Origin of the sequence: Chryseobacterium sp. HR92, from assembly GCF_045689405.1 — a bacterium.
Taxonomy (GTDB): domain Bacteria; phylum Bacteroidota; class Bacteroidia; order Flavobacteriales; family Weeksellaceae; genus Chryseobacterium; species Chryseobacterium viscerum_A.
Window position 1 is genome coordinate 1,870,595 of sequence record NZ_CP139139.1, and the last position, 25,112, is coordinate 1,895,706.

Sequence of the window (25,112 nt, forward strand, 5' to 3'; positions counted from 1 at the left end):
ACATGAAAAAAATATTTTTATCCATCGCTTTATTTTCACTTGTGATAAGTTGTAAAGACGATTATCTGGATATAAAACAGGAAGGAGTAACAGAAGCGGATTCTTTTTTCAAAACTCAGGATGATGCAATGCAGGCAACGAATGCTATCTATGTGTTTTTAAGAAGTTGGGAAAATTCGGCATTCCCATATCAATTTATATTTGGAGTGCCTGCAGATGATGTTGTGAAAGGCTCTAACCCTGGAGATGCATCATTTATCAATGCTTATGATCAATTTACTTATACAGTAAGTGATGACGGAGTAAGAGGATACTGGATTGGACAATGGCAGGCGGTAAACAGATGTAACCAGGTGATTACAAATGTTCCGAAAATTGAAATGGATGCTACTCTAAAAACAAGATTGGTTGCAGAGGCAAAAATGCTGAGAGCCTATTTCTATTTTAACTTATTAAGAATCTATGGAGGGGTTCCAATCTTTGACGGAATTCCTTCTACTTATAAGATCCCAAGAAATTCTGCAGAAGAAGTTTATAACTTTATTATTTCAGATCTTACAAGTGCTGCAAATGTTCTTCCTCAAACTTATGCTGCGGGAGATCTTGGAAGAGTAACCAAAGGAGCTGCCTTAGGATTGCTTTCAAAAGTATATCTGTATAAAAAAGATTGGCAGAAAGCATATGATACCTCTAATCAGGTGATGTCTATGGGATATGATTTAGATCCTGACTTCAACCATGTATTCAGAATTGGAGGTGAATTTGGAAAAGAATCTGTATTTGAAGTAAACTGTGAATGTTCTACTCAATTCGGAGGAAGCCAATATGCAGAAGTACAGGGAGTGAGAAACCAGTTCGGATGGGGATTCTTTACACCTTCTCAGGCATTGGAAAATGCATTTGAGCCGGGAGATATCAGAAAAGAACTTACTATTCTTAGAAATGGGGAAACTACTCCGGAAGGTGACCTTATTGCAATGGGAGACCCAAACTCTGTAACAACATTTAACCAAAAAGTATATGTTCCAAAAGCTCTGAACAATAGCGCTTGTGCCTATGGTTCAAGACAGAATATCAGAATATTAAGATTTGCTGAGATTCTTTTAATTAATGCAGAAGCTGCTAACGAATTAGGGAATACTTCCACAGCAACAACTAACCTTAATAAGGTAAGGACAAGAGCTCAATTAGCGGGAACTACAGCTGCAACGCAATCTGCGCTTAGAACAGCAATCTGGCACGAACGTAGAGTAGAGCTTGCTTTGGAAGGTGATCGTTTCGTAGATCTTGTAAGAACAGGACAAGCGGCTACAGTGCTTGCTCCTTATGGATTCAAAGCTGGGAAGAACGAATTATTCCCGATTCCATTGGATGCGATGAATGAAAGTACAGGACTATTTACCCAGAATCCTGGATACTAAATAAACCATAAACATTAGAGGAGAATGAAAGTTCTCCTCTTCTTTTAGAACCTATAACAAAAGATCTCATGAAAAGGAACATATTATCAATGGCTATCACCTCTTTATTCTTTGTCTATTCCTGTAAAAATGCTCCTGCAGCCCAACAGGAAGCCGGAAAAATTGAAGCTGTAAAAAGTAATATTACTGATGAACAGCTGATGGACAGGGTACAGAAAGATGCCCTTAAGTATTTCTGGGATTATGCTGAACCCAACTCATTGCTGGGAAGAGAACGTTATCATGAAGACAATATCTATCCGGATAATGATAAACACGTTATCACTACAGGAGGCTCAGGTTTTGGGTTGGCAACCATTCTGGTAGGAACGGAAAGAGGATTTGTTCCGAGAAAAGAAGCCGTAAAAAGGCTTACTCATATCATGGATTTCCTGGGTAAGGCAGACCGTCACAAAGGGGCCTGGTCGCACTGGATCAATGGGGAAACCGGAAAGACGGTTCCTTTTGGTAAAAAAGATAATGGCGGGGATCTTGTAGAAACCGCATTCCTTACTTCAGGAATACTGATGGTCCGTGAGTACTTTAAAAACGGAAATGCAGAAGAAAAAGCACTGGCAGCAAAATGTGACGAGCTATGGAAAGGAATTCAGTGGAACTGGTATACAAAAGGAGGCGAAAAAGTTCTTTACTGGCATTGGTCACCGGAATACCAATGGGAAATGAATTTTCCTCTGGAAGGATATAATGAATGCCTTATTACTTATATTCTGGCAGCGTCTTCACCTACCTATTCCATTGATGCTGAAACGTACTACAAAGGCTGGACGAGAAACGGAACCTACCTTACAGACAAGACAAAATACGGATTACCTCTGTATGTAAAACATAATTATGCAGAAGAATATGGCGGACCACTTTTCTGGGCACAATATTCATACATCGGACTGGATCCTACGGGATTGTCTGATAAACTTGTCAAAAACTATTTTGATATCAATAAAAATCAAACACTTATAGACTACAAATACTGTGTTGAAAATCCAAAACAATGGAAAGGTTACGGACTCAACTATTGGGGATTAACAGCCGGCTATACCAGAAACGAGGATGGAAGCACAGGATACACAGCTCACATGCCAAGTAATGACAACGGTGTGATAACACCTACTGCCGCTTTGAGCAGTTTTCCTTACACTCCGAAAGAATCAATGGCTTTCCTGAGATTTATTTATACCCAAACCCCTGAATTTATAGGGTCTGCAGGTCCTTATGATGCTACTTCCATCAATTACAACAATTGGTTTACACCAAGGTATCTGGCAATAGATCAGGGAACAATAGCACCAATGATTGAAAACTACAGGTCTGGATTCCTTTGGAAACTGTTTATGAATGCTCCGGAAATTCAACAGGGATTGAAGAAATTAAGCTTCCAGTCAGCCAAATATGGAATAAAATAATTCAATAGAAACGTACTTTAGTCCGTTTAAATAAAAAAGATCAAATCCATTGGCTTTAGCCAAAACCTAAATAACAATATGAACCTAAAATTAAAGCATATTCTACTTTTACTTCTTCCGTTTTCACTACAAATGAATGCACAGGAAATAAAAGCAGAACTTAATAAAGAAATTAAAAGACCGGAAAAGATATCTTACATTCTGGATTACCCACAGAATGCAAAAGGAAATGTACCATTAATAGTCTTTCTTCACGGTTCAGGAGAACGCGGAACTAACCTTGATTTAGTCAAAGCACACAGCCCGTTTACCTATAAGAACCTGATCAAAGAACCAGTAGCTATTCTGGCACCTCAATGTCCGGAAGGAACATGGTGGGATACCGTTACGGTATACAATCTGATTAAAGAAATTCAGAAAAAATATAAAATTGATGCTTCCCGCATTTATCTTACCGGACTTTCTATGGGAGGATGGGGAACTTTGAAGCTTGCCATGGAGCATCCTGAAATGTTTGCAGCAGTAGCCTCGGTTTGTGCTCCTACAGATCAGGTAATGACAGCCAATATTCACCAATTTAAGGATTTGAATATGAAAATATTTCATGGCGGCATGGATGATATTGTACTGCCTGCCAATGCTTTTAATTTTTACCAAAAACTACATCCGGTAAATCCATCTGCAGAATTGGTTGTCTTCCCGAATGATAATCACAACTCATGGGATTCGGCCTATTCAAACCCGCAGCTTTATGAATGGATGCTGTCCAAAAAGAAAGGAAAATAACCTGTCACACAATGATCGAAAGATAAACTCATCGAATTAAAAATAAAAATATAAAAACAATAATTTAAGAAGATAGATTTATGAAAAAGTTAATTGTAATTGCCACTTTAGCATTGGCTCCTGTGTTCTCCGCACAGGAAATGGTAACGAAGCCCGTTCAGTCTTATCAGACGGCTCAATATCAGGCTAAAAAGAAAGCATTTGTGGATAATCTTTTATCTAAAATGACATTGGATGAAAAGATCGGTCAGCTGAATTTACCAAGTTCCGGCGATTTTACTACAGGTCTGGCTAAAAGCTCAGATATTGGTAAAAAAGTTGAACAGGGTTTAGTAGGTGGACTATTCAATATAAAAGGAGCAGAAAAAATCAGAGCTGTTCAGAAAGTAGCTGTAGAAAACAGCCGTCTGAAAATTCCTTTGATCTTCGGAATGGACGTTATTCATGGTTACGAAACAACATTCCCAATTCCATTAGGTTTAGCAGCCTCATGGGATATGAATCTGGTTCAGCAGTCGGCGAGAGTAGCAGCAAAAGAAGCTTCTTCTGATGGTATCAACTGGACGTTCTCTCCAATGGTAGACATTTCCCGCGAGCCAAGATGGGGCAGAGTTTCCGAAGGTTCCGGTGAAGATCCTTATCTGGGAAGTGAAATTGCAAAAAATATGGTGTATGGCTATCAGGGAAAAGATTTATCAGTTGGAAATACCATTCTGGCTTGTGTAAAGCATTTTGCATTGTACGGAGCAGGTGAATCAGGAAGAGATTACAATACGGTTGATATGAGCCATGTGAGAATGTTTAACGAATATTTTCCACCTTACAAAGCAGCGGTTGATGCAGGAGTAGCTTCCGTGATGGCTTCTTTCAATGAAGTGGACGGAGTTCCTGCAACCGGAAACAGATGGCTTCAGACTGAAGTTTTAAGAAATCAGTGGAAGTTTAAAGGTTTTGTGGTAACTGATTACACGGGAATCAATGAAATGGTAGACCATGGTATGGGAGATCTTCAGCAGGTTTCTGCATTGGCTCTGAAAGCAGGTGTTGATATGGATATGGTAGGAGAAGGCTTTTTAACAACATTAAAAAAATCTTTATCTGAAGGAAAAATAACACAAGCTGAAATTGATATGGCGACAAGAAGGATTCTTGAAGCAAAATATGACCTAGGTTTATTTGATAATCCGTACAAACACGGAGATGCAAAACTGGCAGCAAAAGAAGTTTTCAGTATGGAAAACAGAAATATTGCAAGAAGTGCTGCAGCTCAGTCTATGGTTTTAATGAAAAATGAAAACCAGGTACTTCCTTTGAAAAAATCAGGAACTATTGCGGTAATCGGACCATTGGTGAACAATTCATTAAATATGGCCGGAACATGGAGTGTTGCTGCAAAACATGATAAAGCAGTAAACCTGATGCAGGGGCTTCAGGCCAACTATGGTAAAGAAGTAAAATTCCTTTCTGCTAAAGGTGCCAATATTGATTATGATGCTAAATTAGAAGACATCTATGCTGCCCACGGTAAGAAAACAGACAGAGACAACCGTTCAAAAGAAGAATTATTAAAAGAAGCTGTAGATGTAGCAAACAAAGCGGATGTTATTGTTCTTGCAATCGGAGAATCTGCGGAAATGAGTGGTGAATCATCTTCAAGAACGGAGATTACAATTCCTCAATCTCAGGTTGATCTTTTAAACGAATTAAAGAAAACCGGAAAACCAATTGCTATGGTACTTTTTACGGGACGTCCATTAGCTTTAACCAATGTAAAAGATACACCGGATGCTATTCTTAATGCTTGGTTTGCAGGATCTGAAGCAGGAAATGCAATTGCCGATGTTCTATTTGGAAAAGTAAACCCATCAGGAAAACTTCCAATGACTTTCCCAAGAAGTCTTGGACAGGTTCCAATCTATTATAATGCTAAAAATACAGGTCGCCCTTTAAGCCAGGAACTGACTGATAAATGTGAGTATCAAAGATTCCGTTCCAACTATATGGATGAATGTAATACACCGTTGTATCCGTTTGGATTTGGTTTAAGCTATACAAAATTCGGATATTCTGATGTTGCAGTATCTAATGCCAATCCGAAAGGAGATCAGAGTATTCAAGCATCTGTTACTGTAACCAATAATGGTAATTATGACGGGGCAGAAGTGGTTCAGTTGTATATCAGAGATATGGTAGGCAGCATTACAAGACCGGTAAAAGAACTGAAAGGTTTCCAGAAAGTATTTTTGAAAAAAGGAGAATCCAAAAAAGTGACTTTTGATATCACTCCTGAAACGCTTAAATTTTACAACGGAGATTTGAAATATGACTGGGAATCAGGTGAGTTTGATATTATGATCGGAACCAACTCTGCTGAGGTGAAACATTCAAAGATCAATTGGACTAAATAATAAAGAAAAAAGTTTTCACAGAAATGTGTATTATGTCTTTTTTGGCATGATTTTTAATAATACCTCGGTAATTACTATTATATGCAAATCGACATGAAAAAAACAATTTTATTAAGTACAATGTTTCTGGGTTCTATAGCATTCGCGCAAACAACTCAAATAAAAGGTGGTGACAGGGATGCTCACGGTTGTATTGGTTCGGCAGGGTATACTTACTCTCAAATCAAGAAAGACTGCGTAAGAACTTTTGAACAGAAAATTAAATTGACAGAAGTAGCACCAAAAGAAAGTTATACTTCAATAGCTGCCGTGATTTTCAGTAAAGACATGAAAAAAGCTGAGGTTTTTGTGAAAGATGCTGATACAGGAAGTATTATTCTTACCAGAGCAGGCGGTAAAGCCAAAGCATGGAAAAAAGATGGATATGTATTGGTTCCTTACAAGAAAAGCGGATATCAGCTTAAAAAGGATAATATTGTAATCTATCAATAAGATCAGATTTCAAAATGAAAAACCACTCGTAAGAGTGGTTTTTTTTGTACCTTAGAGGAATGAACTAATACCCTGTTTCGGGATTTAGTTCTACCAGCCAGAAAACAAAAATTTTACATATGAAAAAAATATTTTTATTCAGCGCAATGTTCCTTGGATCCTTACTATTTGCACAAAAACAAGCTCCTGTCTTAGGAGGTGATAGAGATGTTCACGGTTGTATTGGTTCTGCAGGATACACCTATTCACAATTAAAAAATAATTGTATACAAACTTTCAATCAGAAAATAAAACTGAAAGAAGTAAACTCAGATAAAAGTTATACCTCAATGACGGCAATAATTTTCTCGAAAGACATGAAAAAAGCTGAAATTTTTATTCCGGATGGAGCTGCGAAAAGCATTATTCTGAATAAAGAGGGAAAAGGAAAGATCTGGAAAAGCGGAACTTATATTAAAGACAGCTATGTTTTAACTCCATATAAAAAAAGCTACCAAATCAAGAAGAATGATGAAATAATCTATCAGTAAAATAAAATTCAAAAAAATAAAAAGCCACTCGAAAGGGTGGCTTTTTCGTTTACTATCAATTGATAGTTTGAAATAGAGCTATCTTATTTCCGGAACTTAATTTTTTCGGGTAAATATATTTTAATACGTCATGTTTTGTCGTCGAGTGCAGATAATTTTACATCAGAATAAAATGAATTTCAACATAAATAAAGAGAACTAAATAATAAATAGTAGGATGTATGTTAAATCGCATCTTTGTGATTTTTATGTCTTAAAAAGTGTTAAATTTGCGTGGTTTTCAATAAACTAATTACTAACTCAGAAAACAACATTGGAATGAAAAAATTCTATATCTGTGCATTTACCTTATGCACGGTCCTGGGTATATCTGCCCAGGAAGTGGTGTGGCAGAAAGATATCAAATCCTCTACCCAGGATTTTCTTAGCCAGGTCACCACAACCATTGATCAGCAATATCTTATCACCGGAAGTTCCATTCAAAGCGATAAGCAACAAGCTTCAGGCGGTAAGCAGAATAATGGGTACGATTTCCATATTATCAAACTAAACCAGCAGGGAGAAGAAACCTGGGAAAAATACTTCTCTGGATCAAATCATGATTATTTATCAGCAACAGTGACCACACAGGATGGTGGATTTCTTTTAGCCGGAACTTCCTATTCAGGAAAGGGATTGGATAAAAAAGAGGATTCTAAAGGAGGATCAGATATCTGGCTGATCAGAATCAATGAATTTGGTGATGAATTGTGGCAGAAAACTTTAGGAAGTTCTTCTGACGAAGAAGCAAGAGCTGTGATCCAAACTACAGACTTAGGATTCGTTGTTGCAGGGAATGTTCAAAACTCTTCAAAAGGTTATGGCTCTAAAGATGTCTTGATTACCAGAATCGATAAAAACGGAAAAGAACTCTCGCAATTAATCTTAGGTGGAAAAGGCTTAGATGAAGTAGAAAAAATGATTCCAACGAAAGATGGCGGAGCTTTACTCGGAATTTATTCGAGGAGTTCCGAGGTTCGAGGTTCGGGATTATCTGAAAAGGGTTCCGAGATGCGGGATGCGGGTTCTGTGTCAAACGTTCAAAACTCGAATCCCATATCCCGAAACTCGAAACAAACTGAAAATTTCGGTGAAGGTGACTACTGGATTGTCAAGTTAGACAAAAACGGGAAGGTAGAATGGGAAAAGAACTTTGGAGGAAAAGGTGATGATCATATCAGAACGCTAGCATTAACTTCAAATGGCTTTGTTATCGGTGGAGAATCCAGATCCGAAAGATCAGGAAATAAAACTGTAGGCATTGAAGAAGGAACAGATCTATGGCTGATTTCTTTAAATGAAAGAGGTGATGAACGGTGGCAGAAGTCTTACAATTTCAAAAATAGAGATATCCTGATGGGAATGAGTGTGATTCATTCCGCAGATGATAAATCTTCCAAAGGCATTCTATTAGGAGGTTATACCCAGGCAGAAGGAAGAATTCAAACGGATGATGAAACCTTCTGGATGCTGTATTTGGATCAGAATGGTAATGAACAATGGAGAAAGCATGTGAAAGGAGAATCCAGACAAAAAGAAGAGAGACTTTCAGATTTAAAGCTGAACAGAGACGGTTCTATTGTTCTGGCAGGAACCAGCGCCGAAGAACTGGGTAAAGAAAACTGGAAAATTGTAAAACTGGGAGATAAACAGGTTGATCAGTTAATTGAAAAATATGATATCAAGATCTATCCAAACCCTGTTTCAGATTATGCTTATGTAGAAATCGGGTTTGATTTCAAAGATGCTGATATTCTTTTATATGATATGAGCGGAAGACAGCTTCAGAGTATAAAAACCAAGAACAGGGTAACAAAAATTAATACCCAGGCTTTGGTTCAGGGAGCTTATCTGATGACTATAAAAACTGATAACAATAAAACGGCGAATGCTAAATTAATTAAAAAATAAACTTGATGAAAAGATTATATTCACCCATATTATTAATAATGTTAATTGGTTTTTCCCAATTGCAAGGGCAAGGCCTCAATTTTAAACCTATCAATATTAAATCACCTGAATCTTATAGTTATGAAAGAATGGGTAACATTCCCATTAATATGAACAGAGGTACTATTGATCTTAATATCCCTTTATTGGACATCAATATTGATGGTTTTAGCAGCTCAATATCTTTAGGCTATGATTCTTCAGGATTTATTCCTACAAAAAAATCAGGGTTTGCTGGGTTGAACTGGTTCATTAATGCCTCTGGTGCAATTACACGTGAAGTAAGAGGGATTCCAGACGATTTTACAACTATTCAATCCGCCTCTCTTAATGGGTTTTTATCTGCCATAGCATATAATAAATCAGCTAATGATATTTATACGAAAAATTTCCAGCTGAGCACTGGACTTTCTACTCCCTGGCCGGGAATTTTTAATGGTTCTATCTCTTCAGAACTTGAGTCTGACAAGTATAATTTTAATTTCTTAGGCATTTCAGGGTACTTTACTTTAAGCAATGATGGAACTCCCTTAATAAGATCTAACGATCCTAATCTTGTAGTAGATATCTCTGGGTATTCACAGCAATGGGTTGCTGAACAAACCAATTGCAAACCAGAAATGTCATCATTTAAAATTATTGATGGTAATGGAAACAAATATTATTTCGGAGGAAGATATGATAACTTAGAGCTCTCGAGTGATTTAGGAAATTATCAGACTAATCAGGGCGCATATATAGGTGATGCTGACTTTACAATTACTTCCTGGTATTTAAATACAATAGAACTTAGTAATGGGCGTACAATAAAGTATACTTATAATGAAGATGATCCTATTGGTGCAGGCAGTAATTACTGTACACAAAAAAATGCAATGCCACATTTAACGAATGCAAACAGTTTCAATTTTTCATTCGATATCAACAGGTATTTTTATCAGGAAGCACAAAATACAACAGCACAGTATGATTATTCTTGGGCAGGTTATTCTGTGTCAGGATCCTCACAAAGTAGTACTTGGCAAAGTCCATATATTAGAATGAATCTTACCAAAAAAGCAATGCTGAAGGAAATAAATGTTGATAATCTTTATACTATTTTTTTTACTTATGATACCTACAATGATGACTTGGGTTATAAATCGTATAAACTAAAAAAGATTGAAGAAAAATACCAGAATAATATTACTAAAACCATCGATTTTACTATTAGCCCTAAAGGAACCTCAAAAAGAAGATGGTTGCTTACTGCTTTAAAAATCAACAATAAAGACTATGGATTTGAGTATTATAAAGATACTTCTTTTCCGGATGACGCCACAAGAGGGGTAGACTATTGGGGGTACTATAATGGAAAGCCGGAAACTAATATGATGATTCCTGATTATAAATTCTATGCTAATACAGGAGATACCGAAATACTCTCAAATAATAGAAATGTAGATTCTAATTTTAATGATATAGGTTTATTGAAAAAAGTTATTTATCCTACAAAAGGATATACAGAATTTTTTTACGAGCCTAATACATTTTCTTCCAAACTAATGAGAAATTCGACAACCGCTTTTTTCCCTCAAATAGGTAATGAGACTGGAATAGCAAGTGGTATGAGAATCCAAAAAATGATAGACAATGCGGATAATATAATACCTGTAGTAAAGACTTATAAATATACGAAGGATCTCAATTCTATTGAATCCAGTGGTATTTTAAAATCACTTTATAGTTTTGTTGACTATGTTGAATATAAGCAAAGTGCACCAGGGGGATACACCTTAAAAAAAGAACTTAAACAGACTGGTTCAAATATAGAGCTTCAGGCATATTCCAGTAGTAATATTGAGTATTCCAATGTTTTCGAATATGTTGACGGACAGGTACAAAAGCAGCACACATTCTCAACTTATAAAACAAATCCGGATATACTGAATAGCAACAACTATTTTGTACAGATACATACTCCACAATTTAACTATGACCATACGCTTCAGGATTATCTTAAAAACAAAGAAACTGATCTTGAAGATCGGAGTTTTACCAGAGGGAAATTAGTGCAGGAAGATTATTATAAAGATAATGCAGTAATTAAAACAGTTAAAATGAATTACGGATTTATTGATAAAGATTACTGTAAGAATCTCTCTAAAAATAATATTCTGGCTGTAAATTGTAGAAATGTAAATCAAGATTATACTACTAGAGTAAAAAAAATATCCAATGCATGGGAACTGTTCCAAAAAGAATATATAAAACCTTATGCACTACTTTCGTCCCAGATTGAAGAAAAGAATATTGGTGGAAATCTGATAACTCAAAGTGGTTATGTTTATGATGATATTTCATATTTAAATAACAATAAGATAAATACTACTTTTTCAGATGGTAAAATAGTATCAACTGAAAAAAAGTTTGCACAGTCCTTAAATAAGCCTGCACTTATTAACTTAAATATGACAGGAATTTCTTTGCAGGAAATCACTTCACAAACGGTAGGAACTGATACGAAATCCTTATCAAAAATAGAAAATGTTTATCCGAATTCATTACCCACCATACAAGGAGGGAATCTAATGGTTCCTTTATCAGTTCTTTCATATGATCTTCAAACCCCGACTTCAGCAGTTACAGAAGTTACTTACGATAAATATGATTCTAAAGGAAACTTGCAACAGTTCACTACTAAAAATGGAGTTTCGACAGTAGTTATCTGGGGGTATAATCTAACTCAGCCTATTGCTAAAATAGAAGGTGCGAAATTAACAGATATTCAACAGTCCTTAATTGATTCCATTGTTAATGCATCCAATACTGATGCTTCTATAGCAGCTAATAATGATGAAACTTCACTTCTATCTGTATTAAATACATTCAGAAATAGTTTGCCAAACTATCAGATCACAACCTATACTTATGATCCACTAATTGGAGTTAGAAGTATCACTCCACCATCAGGTATCAGAGAAGTATATCTTTATGATTCTGCTAACAGGCTTAAAGAAATCAGAGAAAACAGCCAGACAGGTAACTTATTAAAAGAATTTAAATATAACTATAAACAATAAAAACTTAAATTATGAAAAAAATAATATTCATTGCAGGAATTTTAGGAGCTCAATTATCTTTTGCTCAACAAGGAGCATTTTCTGAAGTAACTATTCAAAATCCTTCTCCTATCTTATATTTAAAAAGAAGTACCAATGATGGAGGATTTATCCGGGGGATTCAAACCCAATACCTTAACGGAGATAATGGTTGGTTTTTTGGTGATTTGCATGGTAGCCAGTGGATTGTATCCAAAGGAGATTATACAAATCCCAAACTTGTAATCAATGATAGTAACGGATATGTGGGAATAGGAACAGTGACCCCTTTAAGTAAGCTCCATGTAGCAGGAACTATTATGGCAGGAGCTGGCGATTCTGTGACCGGAATTAATGCTTTTTCCATCCCTTATGCTAGTGGTTCAATGAATAACTGGGGAGCATTACGAAGCACTGGCTCCTCTTATATGAGTTATGGAGTAAAAGCAAATGGTACAAATGTAGGATGGCTTTCAAGCAGTGGGGAAGGAAACTTTGTAAAAACAGCCCTTACGCTTGACAATGACGGTTTCAGGTTATTGGCTTCATCCTCCCAACAAGTAGCAATAGATTCACCGGTATCGATGCCTGAAATCATGAAAATTTCTCCTACAGGAAATGCTTTACTGCAAGGTAAGCTGGAAGCTAAAGAAATAAAAGTAACGCTAACTCCAACTGCTGACTTTGTATTTGAAGAAAACTATAACCTTCCCAATCTGGAAGAGGTAGCCAAACATATTAAAGATAAAAAGCACCTTCCTGAAATTGCGTCAGCAAAGGTGATGGAAAAAGAAGGGGTGAATGTTGGTGAGTTTCAGATTAAATTATTACAGAAAATTGAAGAACTTACCCTGTATGCCATTAAACAGGAGAGACAGTTAAAGGACCAGCAGGAAAAAATACAGAAATTAGAAGGGGAGAATTCAGATCTTAAAAACATTGTTTCAGAAATTAAACAATTGAAAGAGCAGTTTCTTATGATGAAATCTAACGCAACCCATTAATATAGAAAAATGTATAAGAAAATATATATAAGCATTGGGTTGCTATGGAGCCTTTATCACTTTGGACAAGTGGTTTTAACAGCTCCTCCTGCTTCCAATACTGAAGTAGCAGACCCTCAAAGTATACGTATGCTTCCGGGCTTTAAATTCAGTTCTGCCAATGGAACCTTCCGGGCTTACATCGGAAGTGCTTCCTCGGGTGGTGATACTTATACCCCCATCACTGTAAATTATTCGTCCAGTCTTCCAACGACGGAAAATTATATTTATACCAGACAATACTTGGTACCTACTGCGGTTTCAGACGGATCCCTGCAACAGATACAAAGTGTTCAGTTTTTTGATGGGCTGGGAAGACCCAAACAGTCTGTAAGTATTAAATCTACTCCCACAGGAAAGGATCTGGTAACCCATATTCCTTATGACAATTTTGGAAGACAGGTAGACAGCTGGCTTCCGGTACCTATGGCTTCATTAAGCGGAAATATTCAGACCGGAGTAGAAGCTAGTGCAAATAGCTACTATCAGTCCAATGGCATCAATGACTCTTTTCCTTTTAGCCACAAAACACTTGAAAATTCTCCGCTAGATAGAATTTTAAATCAGAAAAATCCAGGAACTGACTGGCAGAACAAACCTGTTGTTTTTGGATATGAAACCAACACGACAGGTGAGGTTAAAAAATTCACCACTGTTACCTCATGGGTTGCCGGAGCTTCTTCTTCAGAGCTTGTATTGTCCGGGACCTATGGAAATGCCCAGCTGTATAAAAATACAGTAACAGATGAGGACAACAATAAAACTATAGAATTTAAAAACGGCAAGGGGCAGACTTTACTGGTAAGAAAAGTAATCAGTGTTTCAGAAAATGCAGATACTTATTATGTCTATAATGAATATGACCAGCTGGCATTTGTTATACCACCTTTAGCTTCGGCTTCAGCAACAGTTTCAGCTTCTGCACTAGACCATCTTTGTTATCAGTATAAATATGATGGTAAAAACAGGCTTGTAGAAAAGAAACTTCCGGGGAAAGGTCTGGAGCAAATGATTTACAATAAAAAAGATCAGGTTATTCTGTATCGTGATACTGTTCTTAAAAATGGAATTAGCAATTTTTCAGCGGATCAGTCATGGATGTTTACCAAATATGACCATTTCGGAAGAGTAGTGTACACTGGGATTACCAGAGATACTAATCCAAGAAATACCATACAGAATGCTATTGATAACCAATCTGCTGATACTTATGAAGCCCGTGGAGGAAGCTTTACCCTGAATGGAATAAGTATTGAATATGGAAATGTATCTTATCCTACAGCAGTTGATAAACTTCTGACTGTCAATTATTATGATACGTATCCTCAGGGAGCGCCAGCAGTAAGTACGGTTCTAGGGCAGGAAGTATTACCTCAGACCATACAGAATTCAGATGTCAGTACTAAAAGCCTTCCAACGGTTTCTTATACTAAAAATATTGAAAATGACGGCTGGACAAAAGTCTATACCTATTATGATAAGAAGGGAAGGCCAATCGCAACGCATTCTTTGAACCATCTCGGAGGATACACGAAGACCGAAAGCTTCCTGAAATTCTCAGGAGTACCGGAGTATAGCCTTATTGAACACAAAAGATCTGCAAGCGATACCAAAGTAAATATCAAAGAAACGTTTGAATATGATCATCAGGAAAGACTGGTAAGACATTGGAATCAGGTAAATGGAGGGGCTCAGGAGCTTCTGGCAGAAAACCTTTACAATGATCTGGGGCAGCTGCAGACGAAAAATGTAGGAAATACCACAGGCAGTCCACTGCAAAGTGTAAAGTATGCCTACAATATCAGAGGCTGGATGACAAAAGTGAATGATCCATCCAATCTGCAGAATAAACTTTTTGCTTACGAACTGCATTATAACAACCCAAACAGTCAGTTTTCAGGTTCTGCAAGATATAATGGAAATATCTCCCAGATGTCCTGGATTACTCAGAATGATGCTGTACTGAGAAATTACTCCTACGAATATGATGCCCTTAACCGACTTAAGGAAGGACGTTTCTGGGATGCCATGAATTTAGAAAGAGGAGAATACCATGAACAGCTTACCTATGATCTTAACGGAAATATAAAAAGTCTATTAAGAAGAGGGAAACAGCTTCCGGGATATACTGCCCCTGAAGTAATGGACAATCTGGAATACCATTATGAAAACGGAGAACAAAGTAATAAGTTATCTTACCTTAAAGAAATCGGGACCGGAAATGCCATCAGTGGATATCCGTTAGCATCAGGAAGTACAGGAAGTACCATTACTTATGACGTCAATGGAAATATGACTACTCAATTGGATAAAGGAATTTCCTCCATTCAATATAATTATTTAAATTTACCAGGAAAGATTACCCAAAACTCCAAAGTAACAGATTATATTTACAGAGCAGACGGAGTGAAGGTTAGAAAGGTTTTCGGTACAGAAACAACTGATTATCTGGATGGCTTCCAGTATACTAATTTAGTATTGAAGTTTTTCCCAACAGCAGAAGGATATTTTAATGTTGAGACCGGAAAGTATGTGTATAACTATACGGATCATCTTGGAAATACCAGATTAAGCTATGCTAAAAGTGGAGCAGGATTAGAGATCATTGAAGAAAGCAATTACTATCCGTTTGGATTGAAGCATGAGGGATATAATGCATTAGCAGGAAATCCAGTGTATCAGTACAAGTACAACGGCAAAGAATTGCAGGAAAGTAGCATGTATGATTACGGCTGGAGAAATTACATGCCTGATGTGGGACGTTGGGCACAGTTAGATCCACTAGTTGAAAATACAGAAGATCCTTATGCTTATGTTTATAATAATCCGATAAGTTTAACGGATCCTGATGGAAGAGCTCCAGATGATGGTGGAGATGATGATTGTTGTAATGAATTTTTTACTGGGGTAAAAGAGGGTTTCGTCGGAACATTCAAAGGAATTGGAAATTTTATAGCTCATCCTATTGATGGAACAAAAAATGCAGTTAACAATTACACTTGGAGTGATTATGGTGATAGTGTGGCTAATTCTATGACATTTGGTATTTATGGAACGGCTAAAACAGCAGGAGCACTGATACAAGGAGATTCTAAAACAGCAGGGAAAATAACAGGGGAAAAAGCGGCAGAAGTTATTATTGTAGCGACTACAGATGGTTTGGGAAGAGGAATTAAAGGTATAAGAAATGCTAAAGATCCTGGCTTAGGAAATCAGTTCAAAACAAAAACGACTTCGCAGGTAAATAATGCAATGGAAAAACAAGTTAATAAAGGGAAATTAGATAAAGTTTATACAGACCCTAAAAGTGGTTCAATTTCTTATAAGAATAATAAATCTGGTTATTCATATAATGTAGATACTGGAAAATCAGGAAAAACGGGAAAAAAAGTAGAGCCTGCACATATTGATGTTAACTATCCAAATCCTAAGCCTAAAAACATGCCACCTAAGAAAAAATTACCAACAAAAGAAGATTAATATGATATCATTTATAAATTACAAAGGTGTTCCTGAACAATTAGAGGTAGTTGTTGATAAACAAGGAATAGAGGAATTAATAGAATATTTAAAATTTGTTAAGCAAAGTGAAGATCATATACACTTAACATTAGGAACAGAGTTACACGAATACCCTGAAAACTTAGAGCCAGGGGTTATAAATGTAAAATCAGTAAGATTAGAATTTTATAAATCTGATATTTTAGATTCCGATGCCAAAGTTTTATAAATTTCCCCGCTGGCGCAAGCATTTCGCTCGTGTCCACAAATATAAAACCCGCTACACAAAGTCTATGATTTTGAGTTGATAAAATAAAAGCCACTGCAATCGCAGTGGTTTTATTCATTTCCAGTATAGAGGAAAACTTACGCTAGAGAGTTATAACTTATTAAGTCCCTTATTTATCAAGCAATTTTTCAGTCTGCTACCACTTCATTCTTTTCTTTTAGCTTGCTCTTATACGAACCTTGCATGTTTACAGAGATTGTTCGTATTGACAACGCTTTAATAATATAAGTTTTATTATTTTTATGACAGAAATTAAATTTAATTCATTGATATTATGTAGTATTGGAAAATTAGGGTGATGATAGTCCGAAATACTAGAAATTTATGTAAACTAATGAGATATGTATGGACACGAGCGAAATGCTCGCGCCAGCATGAGGCAATTCCGAAGTTCAACAAAAAGTAGTTAATCCAACCTCAAGAACGTTTTTAAACAAGCTATAACTCCGCTCTCGCACGAATCCTTTCGTGTGGCAGGTAAGAATTAAGCCACTGTAAGAGCAGTGGCTTTTATATGTGTAGCTAATAATTATATTCCTCCATCCAATATAATTATCTAAATTTACCCGGAAAGATTACCCAAAACTCCAAAGTAACGGATTATATTTACAGAGCAGACGGGGTGAAGGTAAGAAAGGTTTTCGGAACAGATACAACCGACTATCTGGATGGCTTCCAGTATGCTAATTTAGTATTGAAGTTTTTCCCAACAGCAGAAGGATATTTTAATGTTGAGACCGGAAAGTATGTGTATAACTATACGGATCATCTTGGAAATACCAGATTAAGCTATGCTAAAAGTGGAGCAGGATTAGAGATCATTGAAGAAAGCAATTATTATCCGTTTGGATTAAAACATGAGGGATATAATGGATTAATGGGAAATCCAGCATATAAGTACAAGTACAACGGTAAGGAACTGCAGGAGACGGGAATGTATGATTATGGTGCGAGGATGTATATGCCAGATTTAGGAAGATGGAGTGTGGTAGATCCGCTGACGGAAAAGATGAGAAGATGGTCACCTTATAATTATGCGTTTGACAACCCAATACGATTTATTGATCCTGATGGAAGAAGTCCTCTTACGGATTATTATAATTTAAGTGGAAAAAAAATCGGAACGGATGGAGTAAATAACGGAGTAAGGGTTGTGGTTACAGATAGTAAAGAAGCAAAATCAATCTCTAAAATAAAAGGGAATGTTGATACAAGTAGTGTAAGATCAGGTGTTACACTTCCAAGTACAGCAGTTCTAAAAGAAAGTTTGAACGTTTTAGATAGAACTTTAAATAATGGAGGTAAAAAAGAAGAAAGCTCGATCGTAATGGCAGATGGAATTGTTTTACAAGGAAAACAGGGTCCAGAAGTACAATATGGTAAAGACGCTTTTGCAAGTGCTACATTACCTAATTTACCGATGTATTGTACTCCTGCAGATGTAGAAGCATCAATACATTCACACCCTACAAAAACAGAAGTTGTAGGAGAAAAGGTATATAGTGGGAACGCTCAAGAACCTTCAAGCACAGATATAACTACTTTTGCACAATATGGTACAAATGTTATTGTAGGTCCACAAGGTTATTCTACAGGACAACAAGGAACAAATACTTCGACAGGTAAAGTAGAAGTAACAACTAATGCAAATCCAAATGGTATCTCTATTTATAATGGAGCTAATACAACACCATCTGTTAGTCTTACTAAAAAAGCTGTTGAAAAAATATTAGAATAATGAGAAATCTTATATTAACAATAATATTCCTTTTATCATCAAGAGTTTTATCTCAAAATAAGGAAGGGAATATAATTATAACAATAGATCAAAATGTGCATCCATCCATTAGTAATATGTACATTTTAAATGGGGAAAAAAAGTATTATATTAGTTATTTTCCTGGAAAATTTTTGATAAAAGAATCTGATTATCGAGAATTATCTAATATTAATATAGCTTCCTTAAAATTGGTTTTAAGTAATAGTATACAATGTAAAGAAAATTTAGAATCCAAAATGTATGAAATAGAAGATTTTAGATTAAGCTGGTTAGATCAACCTTATGTACTTCTTTATATTTATAACACTGATAACAGTAAATATAAAAAGATTTATAATCCATTACCCGGAAAAAATTACACATATGATTATGAATATCCTGGAGGAACAATGAAAAGAGTTCAGAAATCTTTTACTAAGGAACAAGTAAAATGTCAATATTAACACAAAAGCCATTTATTGAGTGGCTTTTATAATGCTTTATAATTTAGTTTGTTTAAGGAAAGCCCCCGCTGGCGCGAGCGTCTCGCTCGTGTCCACAAATATAAAATCCGTTACACAAAGTCTATGATTTTGAGTTGATAGAATAAAACCCACTGCAATCGCAGTGGGTTTATTCATTTCCAGTATAGAGGAAAACTTATGTTAGAGAGTTATAACTTATTAAGTCCCTTATTTATCAAGCAATTTTTCAGTCTGCTACCACTTCATTCTTTTCTTTTAGCTTGCTTTTATACGAACCTTGCATGTTTACAGAGATTGTTCGTATTGACAACGCTTTAATAATATAAGTTTTATTATTTTTATGACAGAAATTAAATTTAATTCATTGATATTATGTAGTATTGGAAAATTAGGGTGATGATAGTCCGAAATACTAGAAATTTATGTAAACTAATGAGATATGTATGGACACGAGCGAGACGCTCGCGCCAGCATGAGGCAATTCCGAAGTTCAACAAAAAGTAGTTAATCCAACCTCAAGAACGTTTTTAAACAAGCTATAACACCACCATCTATATTAACAAGACCTAGATTTTAAATAGAACATCTTAAATTTAATAAATATGAAAAAAAGTATAAGTTTAATTTTATTACCTTTTTTATTTTCGTGCCAAAATATTAGTAATGAAGATATATATGGAAAATATTCACCCATATCATACAAGAATACATACGACACTTTAACGATTAACAAGGATGGGGTTTATAACAGAGTAATTTACAATATAAAAGGGAAGAAATTGTTGAATTACAATTCGAAATACAAATTAGAAGGTAACACAATAGAGTTTAATGATTTTTATTTAAATTTTGATAAAGATTTAATTGCCTTTCCAGAAGATGTGAATGATACTGATATGACCTATACTACTTTTTTTGAGAAAAAAGATAAGAATATTGTACTTTGCTTTGGCTACCATGATGGGGAGAATTGTTATAAAAAGATTATAGAATAAAAAAACCGCTTGCGCGAGCGTCTCGCTCGTGTCCGCAAATATAAACCCCGCTACACAAAGTCTATGATTTTGAGTTGATACAATAAAAACCACTGCAACAGCGGAGGTTTTTTTATATCTTAGAAAACAAAAAAATGATAAAATACCTGTTCATTCTTTTTCTATGTACAATTGTTTCTGTTCAGGGGCAGCAAAGCATATCAGCAATTGCTAAAACTCAGGATAGTTCTTATGATATCCAGGATAGTGTGATGATCAAAACAAGGGATGGAGCTATGATTTCTGCGATGGTAGTAAGAAAAAAGGGAGAGAAAACAGCTCTTCCGGTGGTTTTCCAGTTTACTATTTATGTCCGGGATACAGGGCGGGATCTTCAGAGTTTGAAAAATGCTGCTGATAAAGGATATATTGGTGTTATTGCGTATGCCCGTGGTAAAAGACTGAGCCCGGATGATATAAATCCTTATGAATTTGAAGCCAATGATACATATGATGTGATAGATTGGGTCAGTCAGCAGAAATGGTGTAATGGAAGTATAGGAATGTATGGAGGCAGTTACAATGGTTTCAGCCAGTGGGCAGCCTGTAAAACACTTCATCCTGCATTGAAAACGATTGTTCCTTATGTAGCAAACCGTCCTGGAATGGGACTTCCTATGGAAAATAATATCTTCATTAATCCCAATTATGAATGGGCATTTTATGTAGGAAACAACAAATATCTGGACAATGAAACAGGAAATGATAGAAAGCGTTTCAGAGCAATGATGTTTAACTGGTGGGATAAAGGAGAAGCATATCATAAAATGGACAGTATTGATGGTACTCCAAACAGATGGTTTCAACGATGGATCAGCCACCCTGATTTTGATGAATACTGGCAAAAAATGGCTCCCTATAAAGAAGATTTTAAACAAATCCATATTCCGGTTCTGGCTTTTGACGGCTATTATAATGATTCCCAGAATTCCAGTATTTATTATCTTAAAGAATTGCAGAAGTATAGCCCAAATACTCCATTTTATCTGATCATTGGTCCATACGGTCACTTTGGTACACAGCAGGGAGGTGAGAAAGAAGTGAACGAATACAAAGTAGATGAGGTTGCCCTCTTTGATATCAATAAAATCACCTACGAATGGTTTGATTATATCCTGAAAAACGGACCCAAACCATCAGCTCTTAAAGACAAAATCAATTATGAAGTAATGGGAGCAAATGAATGGCGCAGTGCCCCATCTTTTGAAAAAATGAACAATGATGTTCTGAAGTTTTACCTTTCCAATCAAAAAAAGGATGGAACGTATTATCTTGATCCAAAAACTTCCAATAAAAATACATTTCTTTCTCAAACGGTTGACTTTAAAGATCGAAAATTGAGTGGCAACAGCGATTATTATCCCTCTCCAATAGAGAAAAATGAGCTGGATCAAAGCTCAGGTTTCATTTTTACCAGCAGTCCGGTAGAAAAATCAATGATTGTGAACGGTTCTTTTGTTGGAGGGCTTCATATTTCTTTTAATAAAAAAGATGTGGATTTGGGAGTGACTTTATATGAATTGACTCCCGAAGGAAAATATTTCCATTTGTCATACTATATCGGAAGAGCCAGCTATGCAAAAGACATTACCAAAAGACATCTTCTGAAGCCTGGAGACAAAGCCTGGATAGAATTTACCAATAGCCATTTTGTAAGCAAAAAACTTCAGAAAGGAAGTAGAATCGTCGTGAAAATTGATGTTAATAAAAACCCGTTTTCCCAATTGAATTACGGAACAGGAAAAGACGTCAGTACAGAAACCATACAAGATGCTTCCATTCCATTACAGATCAAATGGTATAATGATAGCTATGTAAAGATTCCAGTTTTAAATGAATAAAATAGTGCTGATGATTATTGAAAGCACATAAATATGGTGCAAGTTGTAAATTGTATAAAATGAATAAGTTATATTTTTGTATCTGAAAAATATGTATATTGGTGTTACCAAATTAAAGCGTAATCCGAAAAGCATATAGAGTAGGAAAAAAAATCAAAAAAATGTTACTATGAAAAACTTAAGAAAACTTTCAAAAAGAGAATTAAAAACAGTTCAGGGAGGTATCCCTATGTGTCTGCCAGGATACTTCTGGTGTTCATTTGTAAAAAAATGTATTCCTGTGGGATCATCATGCGGACTTATTGATTAACTTGATTCAAGAAAATAATGTAAAGAATGGCTGTCTCAGAAACGGGATAGCCTATTTTATGTCTTATTCCCGTCTTGAACTTTTGTATACTTTTGCTTCAAGGTAAAAGTATAAATAAAAATCATCAAAATATAGTTGAAAAATCATAAAAGCAGGATTTTCATCTCTCACTGAAAAATCGTATTTTTGTACATCTAAAAAGTAAAAGAACGAATGAATTCCTACAAAAATCCATTGGAAGAGCGCTACTCCAGTGAAGAAATGTTATTTAACTTCTCACACAATAACAAATTCCAGAATTGGAGAAAGCTTTGGATAGCTCTTGCTGAAATCGAAAAAGACCTTGGACTTGAAATTACAGACGAGCAGATCGCTGAGTTAAAAGCTAATGCTGAAAATATCGATTATGAGAAAGCAGCAGAGTACGAAAAAAAATTCCGTCATGATGTAATGGCTCACGTTCACGCTTATGGTGATGTGGCGCCTTCAGCAAAAGGAATTATCCACCTGGGAGCTACTTCAGCTTTTGTAGGAGACAATACAGACTTAATTCAGATTCGTGACGGACTTTTAATCTTAAAGAAAAAGTTGGTGAACGTAATGAAGAACTTAGCAGACTTTGCTATTCAGTACAAAGACCTTCCGACTTTAGGATTTACACACTTCCAGCCAGCTCAGTTAACAACAGTTGGAAAAAGAGCTACACTTTGGTTACAGAGTCTGGTTCTTGACATCGAAGAATTGGATTTCTTCCTTGAAACGCTTCGTTTCAGAGGAGTAAAAGGAACTACAGGAACTGCTGCAAGTTTCCTTGAACTTTTCAACGGTGATTATTCTAAAGTAAAACATTTAGATAAAGAACTTTCAAAAAGATTCGGTTTTGATAAAGTTTTCGGAGTTTCCGGACAGACTTATGATAGAAAAATTGATGCGAAAGTAGTTGCTCTATTAGGAAATATTGCACAATCTGCACACAAATTCACAAACGATTTACGTTTACTTCAGAACCTTAAGGAGATTGAAGAACCGTTCGAAAAAAACCAGATCGGTTCATCTGCAATGGCTTACAAACGTAACCCGATGAGAAGTGAAAGAATCGGAGCATTGGCAAAATATGTAATGTCTCTGACAACAAGTTCTGCAATGGTAGCTTCTACACAATGGTTTGAAAGAACATTGGATGACTCTGCGAACAAGAGATTAACAATTCCTCAGGCATTTTTAGCTGTTGATGCTATTCTATTGATCTGGAATAATATCATGAACGGAATCGTTGTATATCCGAACAGAATCAACAAGCATATTATGGAAGAACTTCCTTTCATGGCGACAGAATACATTATCATGGAAGAAGTGAAAGCAGGTGGAGACCGTCAGGAAATCCACGAGGTGATCCGAGTTCATTCTATGGAAGCTTCTAAGAAAGTGAAAGAAGAAGGAAAAGAAAATGACCTTATCGAAAGAATCCTGAATGATGATTCTTTAAAACTGGACAAATCAAAACTGAAAGAAGTTTTGGATCCTAAGAACTTTATTGGTTTCGCGCCTATCCAGACGGAAGAATTCGTCAAGAATGAGGTACAGCCGATTATAGACCAAAACAAAGACTTAATAGGATTGGAAGCTGATCTTAAAGTATAAAACAATATGCAGTCTTTTCGGCTGCATATTTTATTTCCAACCCCGATCAATATGAAAAAACTGCTGGTAACCATTTTATTGACGCCAATCATATCCTTTTCTCAGGGTACAAAGGATTTATATTATTTTAAATCCAAAGATTCCCTGGTTGGAGTAAAAAATAAAGCAGGGAAAATAATAGTTCCTGCACAATTTAAAGTCTTTTCATACCTTAAAGATGGAGATCCTGTAGAAGGAGAAACAATTCTTTTTGACGGAGATAAAGAAGGTGAAAAACCGGAGAAAAATGCATGGGGCTATGTGTATGATAGAAATGGGAAATTCCTGTATCAGCCTTTCCTTTTTGACAATGGAGCAGATTATTTCTCTGAAGGGCTGAGAAGACTGGTTAAAAATGATAAAGTAGGATTTGCAGACCGCAACGGTAAGATCGTTATTGAAGCTGAGCATGATTTTGTATCACCTTTTAATTACGGATACGCTGCGTTTTGTGACGGCTGTGACTGGGAAAAAACAAATGACGAGCACAGATCCATTGTAGGGGGTAAATGGGGGGTGATGAATGTCAAAGGACAAACCGTTCAGTCACTTACAAAACCAACAGCGAAAGATGTTGAAATAGATGGGAAATATTATCCGAACCCATTTCAATACAATGAAAAAGAGAAAAATATCCTTCAGTTTTTTGAAAAGCAGAAGAAAAAGCTTTCAGATCTTTATTATGTAAATTTTTACAATAAATTATCTGAGAAAGAAAAGAATCTGTTTTTTGAAATCGTAGAAAGACCAAAAGAAAACTTTCCTTATTATCAGGTGAATACTTATAATGACAGGAAGAAAGACTTGGATATGCTTTATCGTTTCAAATTCCTGGTTTCAGAAGATGGAAAAACGTTTTATGCCATTGAGGATTTTAATGAAAAGAAAGTTCCTTTTGAAAATTGGCTGAAAGAAGAAATAAAAAATGCAGAAGACTTTCAGAAAGAACATAAGGATAATCCTAATAAGTTTATAAACAAGTAAAATAAATTTGGAAATTACAT

General features: G+C 35.8%; 17 protein-coding genes and 1 pseudogene. All 18 read left to right on the top strand.

What is annotated here, in order from left to right; translation table 11 throughout:
- Positions 1-2: 2 nt before the first annotated feature.
- The 18 genes and pseudogenes from SFA27_RS08310 (at position 3) to SFA27_RS08395 (ending at position 25,092) form a co-directional block, all read left to right on the top strand.
- Positions 3-1,421 carry a RagB/SusD family nutrient uptake outer membrane protein gene (locus SFA27_RS08310; RefSeq protein ID WP_264517565.1) on the top strand — a complete coding sequence of 473 codons (1,419 nt, stop codon included), beginning with the start codon at positions 3-5 and terminating at the stop codon, positions 1,419-1,421.
- Positions 1,422-1,489: 68 nt separating this feature from the next.
- Positions 1,490-2,881: a glucoamylase family protein gene (locus tag SFA27_RS08315; RefSeq protein ID WP_407297603.1), complete on the top strand. Its 1,392-nt coding sequence runs from the start codon at positions 1,490-1,492 to the stop codon at positions 2,879-2,881.
- A gap of 78 nt (positions 2,882-2,959) precedes the next feature.
- Positions 2,960-3,667, top strand: a complete 708-nt coding sequence (locus SFA27_RS08320) for a prolyl oligopeptidase family serine peptidase (protein ID WP_407297605.1) — start codon at positions 2,960-2,962, stop codon at positions 3,665-3,667.
- Between the two features lie 80 nt (positions 3,668-3,747).
- Positions 3,748-6,075 carry a beta-glucosidase BglX gene (gene bglX, locus SFA27_RS08325; protein WP_407297607.1) on the top strand — a complete coding sequence of 776 codons (2,328 nt, stop codon included), beginning with the start codon at positions 3,748-3,750 and terminating at the stop codon, positions 6,073-6,075.
- Between the two features lie 93 nt (positions 6,076-6,168).
- On the top strand, positions 6,169-6,567 hold the full coding sequence (locus SFA27_RS08330) for a hypothetical protein (RefSeq protein ID WP_407297609.1): 399 nt from the start codon (positions 6,169-6,171) through the stop codon (positions 6,565-6,567).
- 119 nt (positions 6,568-6,686) lie between these two features.
- Entirely contained in the window at positions 6,687-7,097 is a 411-nt protein-coding gene (locus SFA27_RS08335; protein ID WP_047378048.1) for a hypothetical protein, read from the top strand.
- 318 nt (positions 7,098-7,415) lie between these two features.
- Positions 7,416-9,047 (top strand): T9SS type A sorting domain-containing protein, encoded by a 1,632-nt coding sequence (locus SFA27_RS08340; protein WP_407297612.1) that lies wholly within the window; start codon positions 7,416-7,418, stop codon positions 9,045-9,047.
- A 5-nt stretch (positions 9,048-9,052) separates the two neighbouring features.
- The gene (locus SFA27_RS08345) at positions 9,053-12,148 is read left to right on the top strand and encodes a hypothetical protein (RefSeq protein WP_407297614.1); all 3,096 of its coding nucleotides are present in this window, start codon (positions 9,053-9,055) and stop codon (positions 12,146-12,148) included.
- 11 nt (positions 12,149-12,159) lie between these two features.
- The gene (locus SFA27_RS08350; protein WP_052184746.1) at positions 12,160-13,170 is read left to right on the top strand and encodes a hypothetical protein; all 1,011 of its coding nucleotides are present in this window, start codon (positions 12,160-12,162) and stop codon (positions 13,168-13,170) included.
- A 9-nt stretch (positions 13,171-13,179) separates the two neighbouring features.
- Complete coding sequence (locus SFA27_RS08355; protein ID WP_407297616.1) at positions 13,180-16,689, top strand: DUF6443 domain-containing protein; 3,510 nt, start codon at positions 13,180-13,182, stop codon at positions 16,687-16,689.
- A gap of 1 nt (position 16,690) precedes the next feature.
- On the top strand, positions 16,691-16,939 hold the full coding sequence (locus SFA27_RS08360; protein WP_407297618.1) for a hypothetical protein: 249 nt from the start codon (positions 16,691-16,693) through the stop codon (positions 16,937-16,939).
- A 595-nt stretch (positions 16,940-17,534) separates the two neighbouring features.
- A pseudogene (locus tag SFA27_RS08365) lies at positions 17,535-18,086 on the top strand (RHS repeat domain-containing protein); the annotation flags it as partial.
- A gap of 650 nt (positions 18,087-18,736) precedes the next feature.
- A complete protein-coding gene (locus SFA27_RS08370; RefSeq protein ID WP_407297620.1) occupies positions 18,737-19,222 on the top strand; it encodes a hypothetical protein in 486 nt (161 codons plus the stop codon).
- Between the two features lie 623 nt (positions 19,223-19,845).
- Positions 19,846-20,238: a hypothetical protein gene (locus tag SFA27_RS08375; RefSeq protein WP_103231633.1), complete on the top strand. Its 393-nt coding sequence runs from the start codon at positions 19,846-19,848 to the stop codon at positions 20,236-20,238.
- A gap of 134 nt (positions 20,239-20,372) precedes the next feature.
- Positions 20,373-22,118: a CocE/NonD family hydrolase gene (locus SFA27_RS08380; protein WP_407297622.1), complete on the top strand. Its 1,746-nt coding sequence runs from the start codon at positions 20,373-20,375 to the stop codon at positions 22,116-22,118.
- Between the two features lie 169 nt (positions 22,119-22,287).
- A complete protein-coding gene (locus SFA27_RS08385; protein WP_156118435.1) occupies positions 22,288-22,428 on the top strand; it encodes a bacteriocin-like protein in 141 nt (46 codons plus the stop codon).
- A 213-nt stretch (positions 22,429-22,641) separates the two neighbouring features.
- Positions 22,642-24,069, top strand: a complete 1,428-nt coding sequence (gene purB / locus SFA27_RS08390; protein ID WP_047377647.1) for an adenylosuccinate lyase — start codon at positions 22,642-22,644, stop codon at positions 24,067-24,069.
- 51 nt (positions 24,070-24,120) lie between these two features.
- Complete coding sequence (locus SFA27_RS08395) at positions 24,121-25,092, top strand: WG repeat-containing protein (RefSeq protein WP_407297625.1); 972 nt, start codon at positions 24,121-24,123, stop codon at positions 25,090-25,092.
- Positions 25,093-25,112 lie beyond the last annotated feature (20 nt).

Coding starts and splice junctions, on each gene's coding strand:
- SFA27_RS08310 (WP_264517565.1), top strand. CDS start 3: ATGAAAAAAATATTTTTATCCATCGCTTTATTTTCACTTGTGATAAGT.
- SFA27_RS08315 (WP_407297603.1), top strand. CDS start 1,490: ATGAAAAGGAACATATTATCAATGGCTATCACCTCTTTATTCTTTGTC.
- SFA27_RS08320 (WP_407297605.1), top strand. CDS start 2,960: ATGAACCTAAAATTAAAGCATATTCTACTTTTACTTCTTCCGTTTTCA.
- bglX (WP_407297607.1), top strand. CDS start 3,748: ATGAAAAAGTTAATTGTAATTGCCACTTTAGCATTGGCTCCTGTGTTC.
- SFA27_RS08330 (WP_407297609.1), top strand. CDS start 6,169: ATGAAAAAAACAATTTTATTAAGTACAATGTTTCTGGGTTCTATAGCA.
- SFA27_RS08335 (WP_047378048.1), top strand. CDS start 6,687: ATGAAAAAAATATTTTTATTCAGCGCAATGTTCCTTGGATCCTTACTA.
- SFA27_RS08340 (WP_407297612.1), top strand. CDS start 7,416: ATGAAAAAATTCTATATCTGTGCATTTACCTTATGCACGGTCCTGGGT.
- SFA27_RS08345 (WP_407297614.1), top strand. CDS start 9,053: ATGAAAAGATTATATTCACCCATATTATTAATAATGTTAATTGGTTTT.
- SFA27_RS08350 (WP_052184746.1), top strand. CDS start 12,160: ATGAAAAAAATAATATTCATTGCAGGAATTTTAGGAGCTCAATTATCT.
- SFA27_RS08355 (WP_407297616.1), top strand. CDS start 13,180: ATGTATAAGAAAATATATATAAGCATTGGGTTGCTATGGAGCCTTTAT.
- SFA27_RS08360 (WP_407297618.1), top strand. CDS start 16,691: ATGATATCATTTATAAATTACAAAGGTGTTCCTGAACAATTAGAGGTA.
- SFA27_RS08370 (WP_407297620.1), top strand. CDS start 18,737: ATGAGAAATCTTATATTAACAATAATATTCCTTTTATCATCAAGAGTT.
- SFA27_RS08375 (WP_103231633.1), top strand. CDS start 19,846: ATGAAAAAAAGTATAAGTTTAATTTTATTACCTTTTTTATTTTCGTGC.
- SFA27_RS08380 (WP_407297622.1), top strand. CDS start 20,373: ATGATAAAATACCTGTTCATTCTTTTTCTATGTACAATTGTTTCTGTT.
- SFA27_RS08385 (WP_156118435.1), top strand. CDS start 22,288: ATGAAAAACTTAAGAAAACTTTCAAAAAGAGAATTAAAAACAGTTCAG.
- purB (WP_047377647.1), top strand. CDS start 22,642: ATGAATTCCTACAAAAATCCATTGGAAGAGCGCTACTCCAGTGAAGAA.
- SFA27_RS08395 (WP_407297625.1), top strand. CDS start 24,121: ATGAAAAAACTGCTGGTAACCATTTTATTGACGCCAATCATATCCTTT.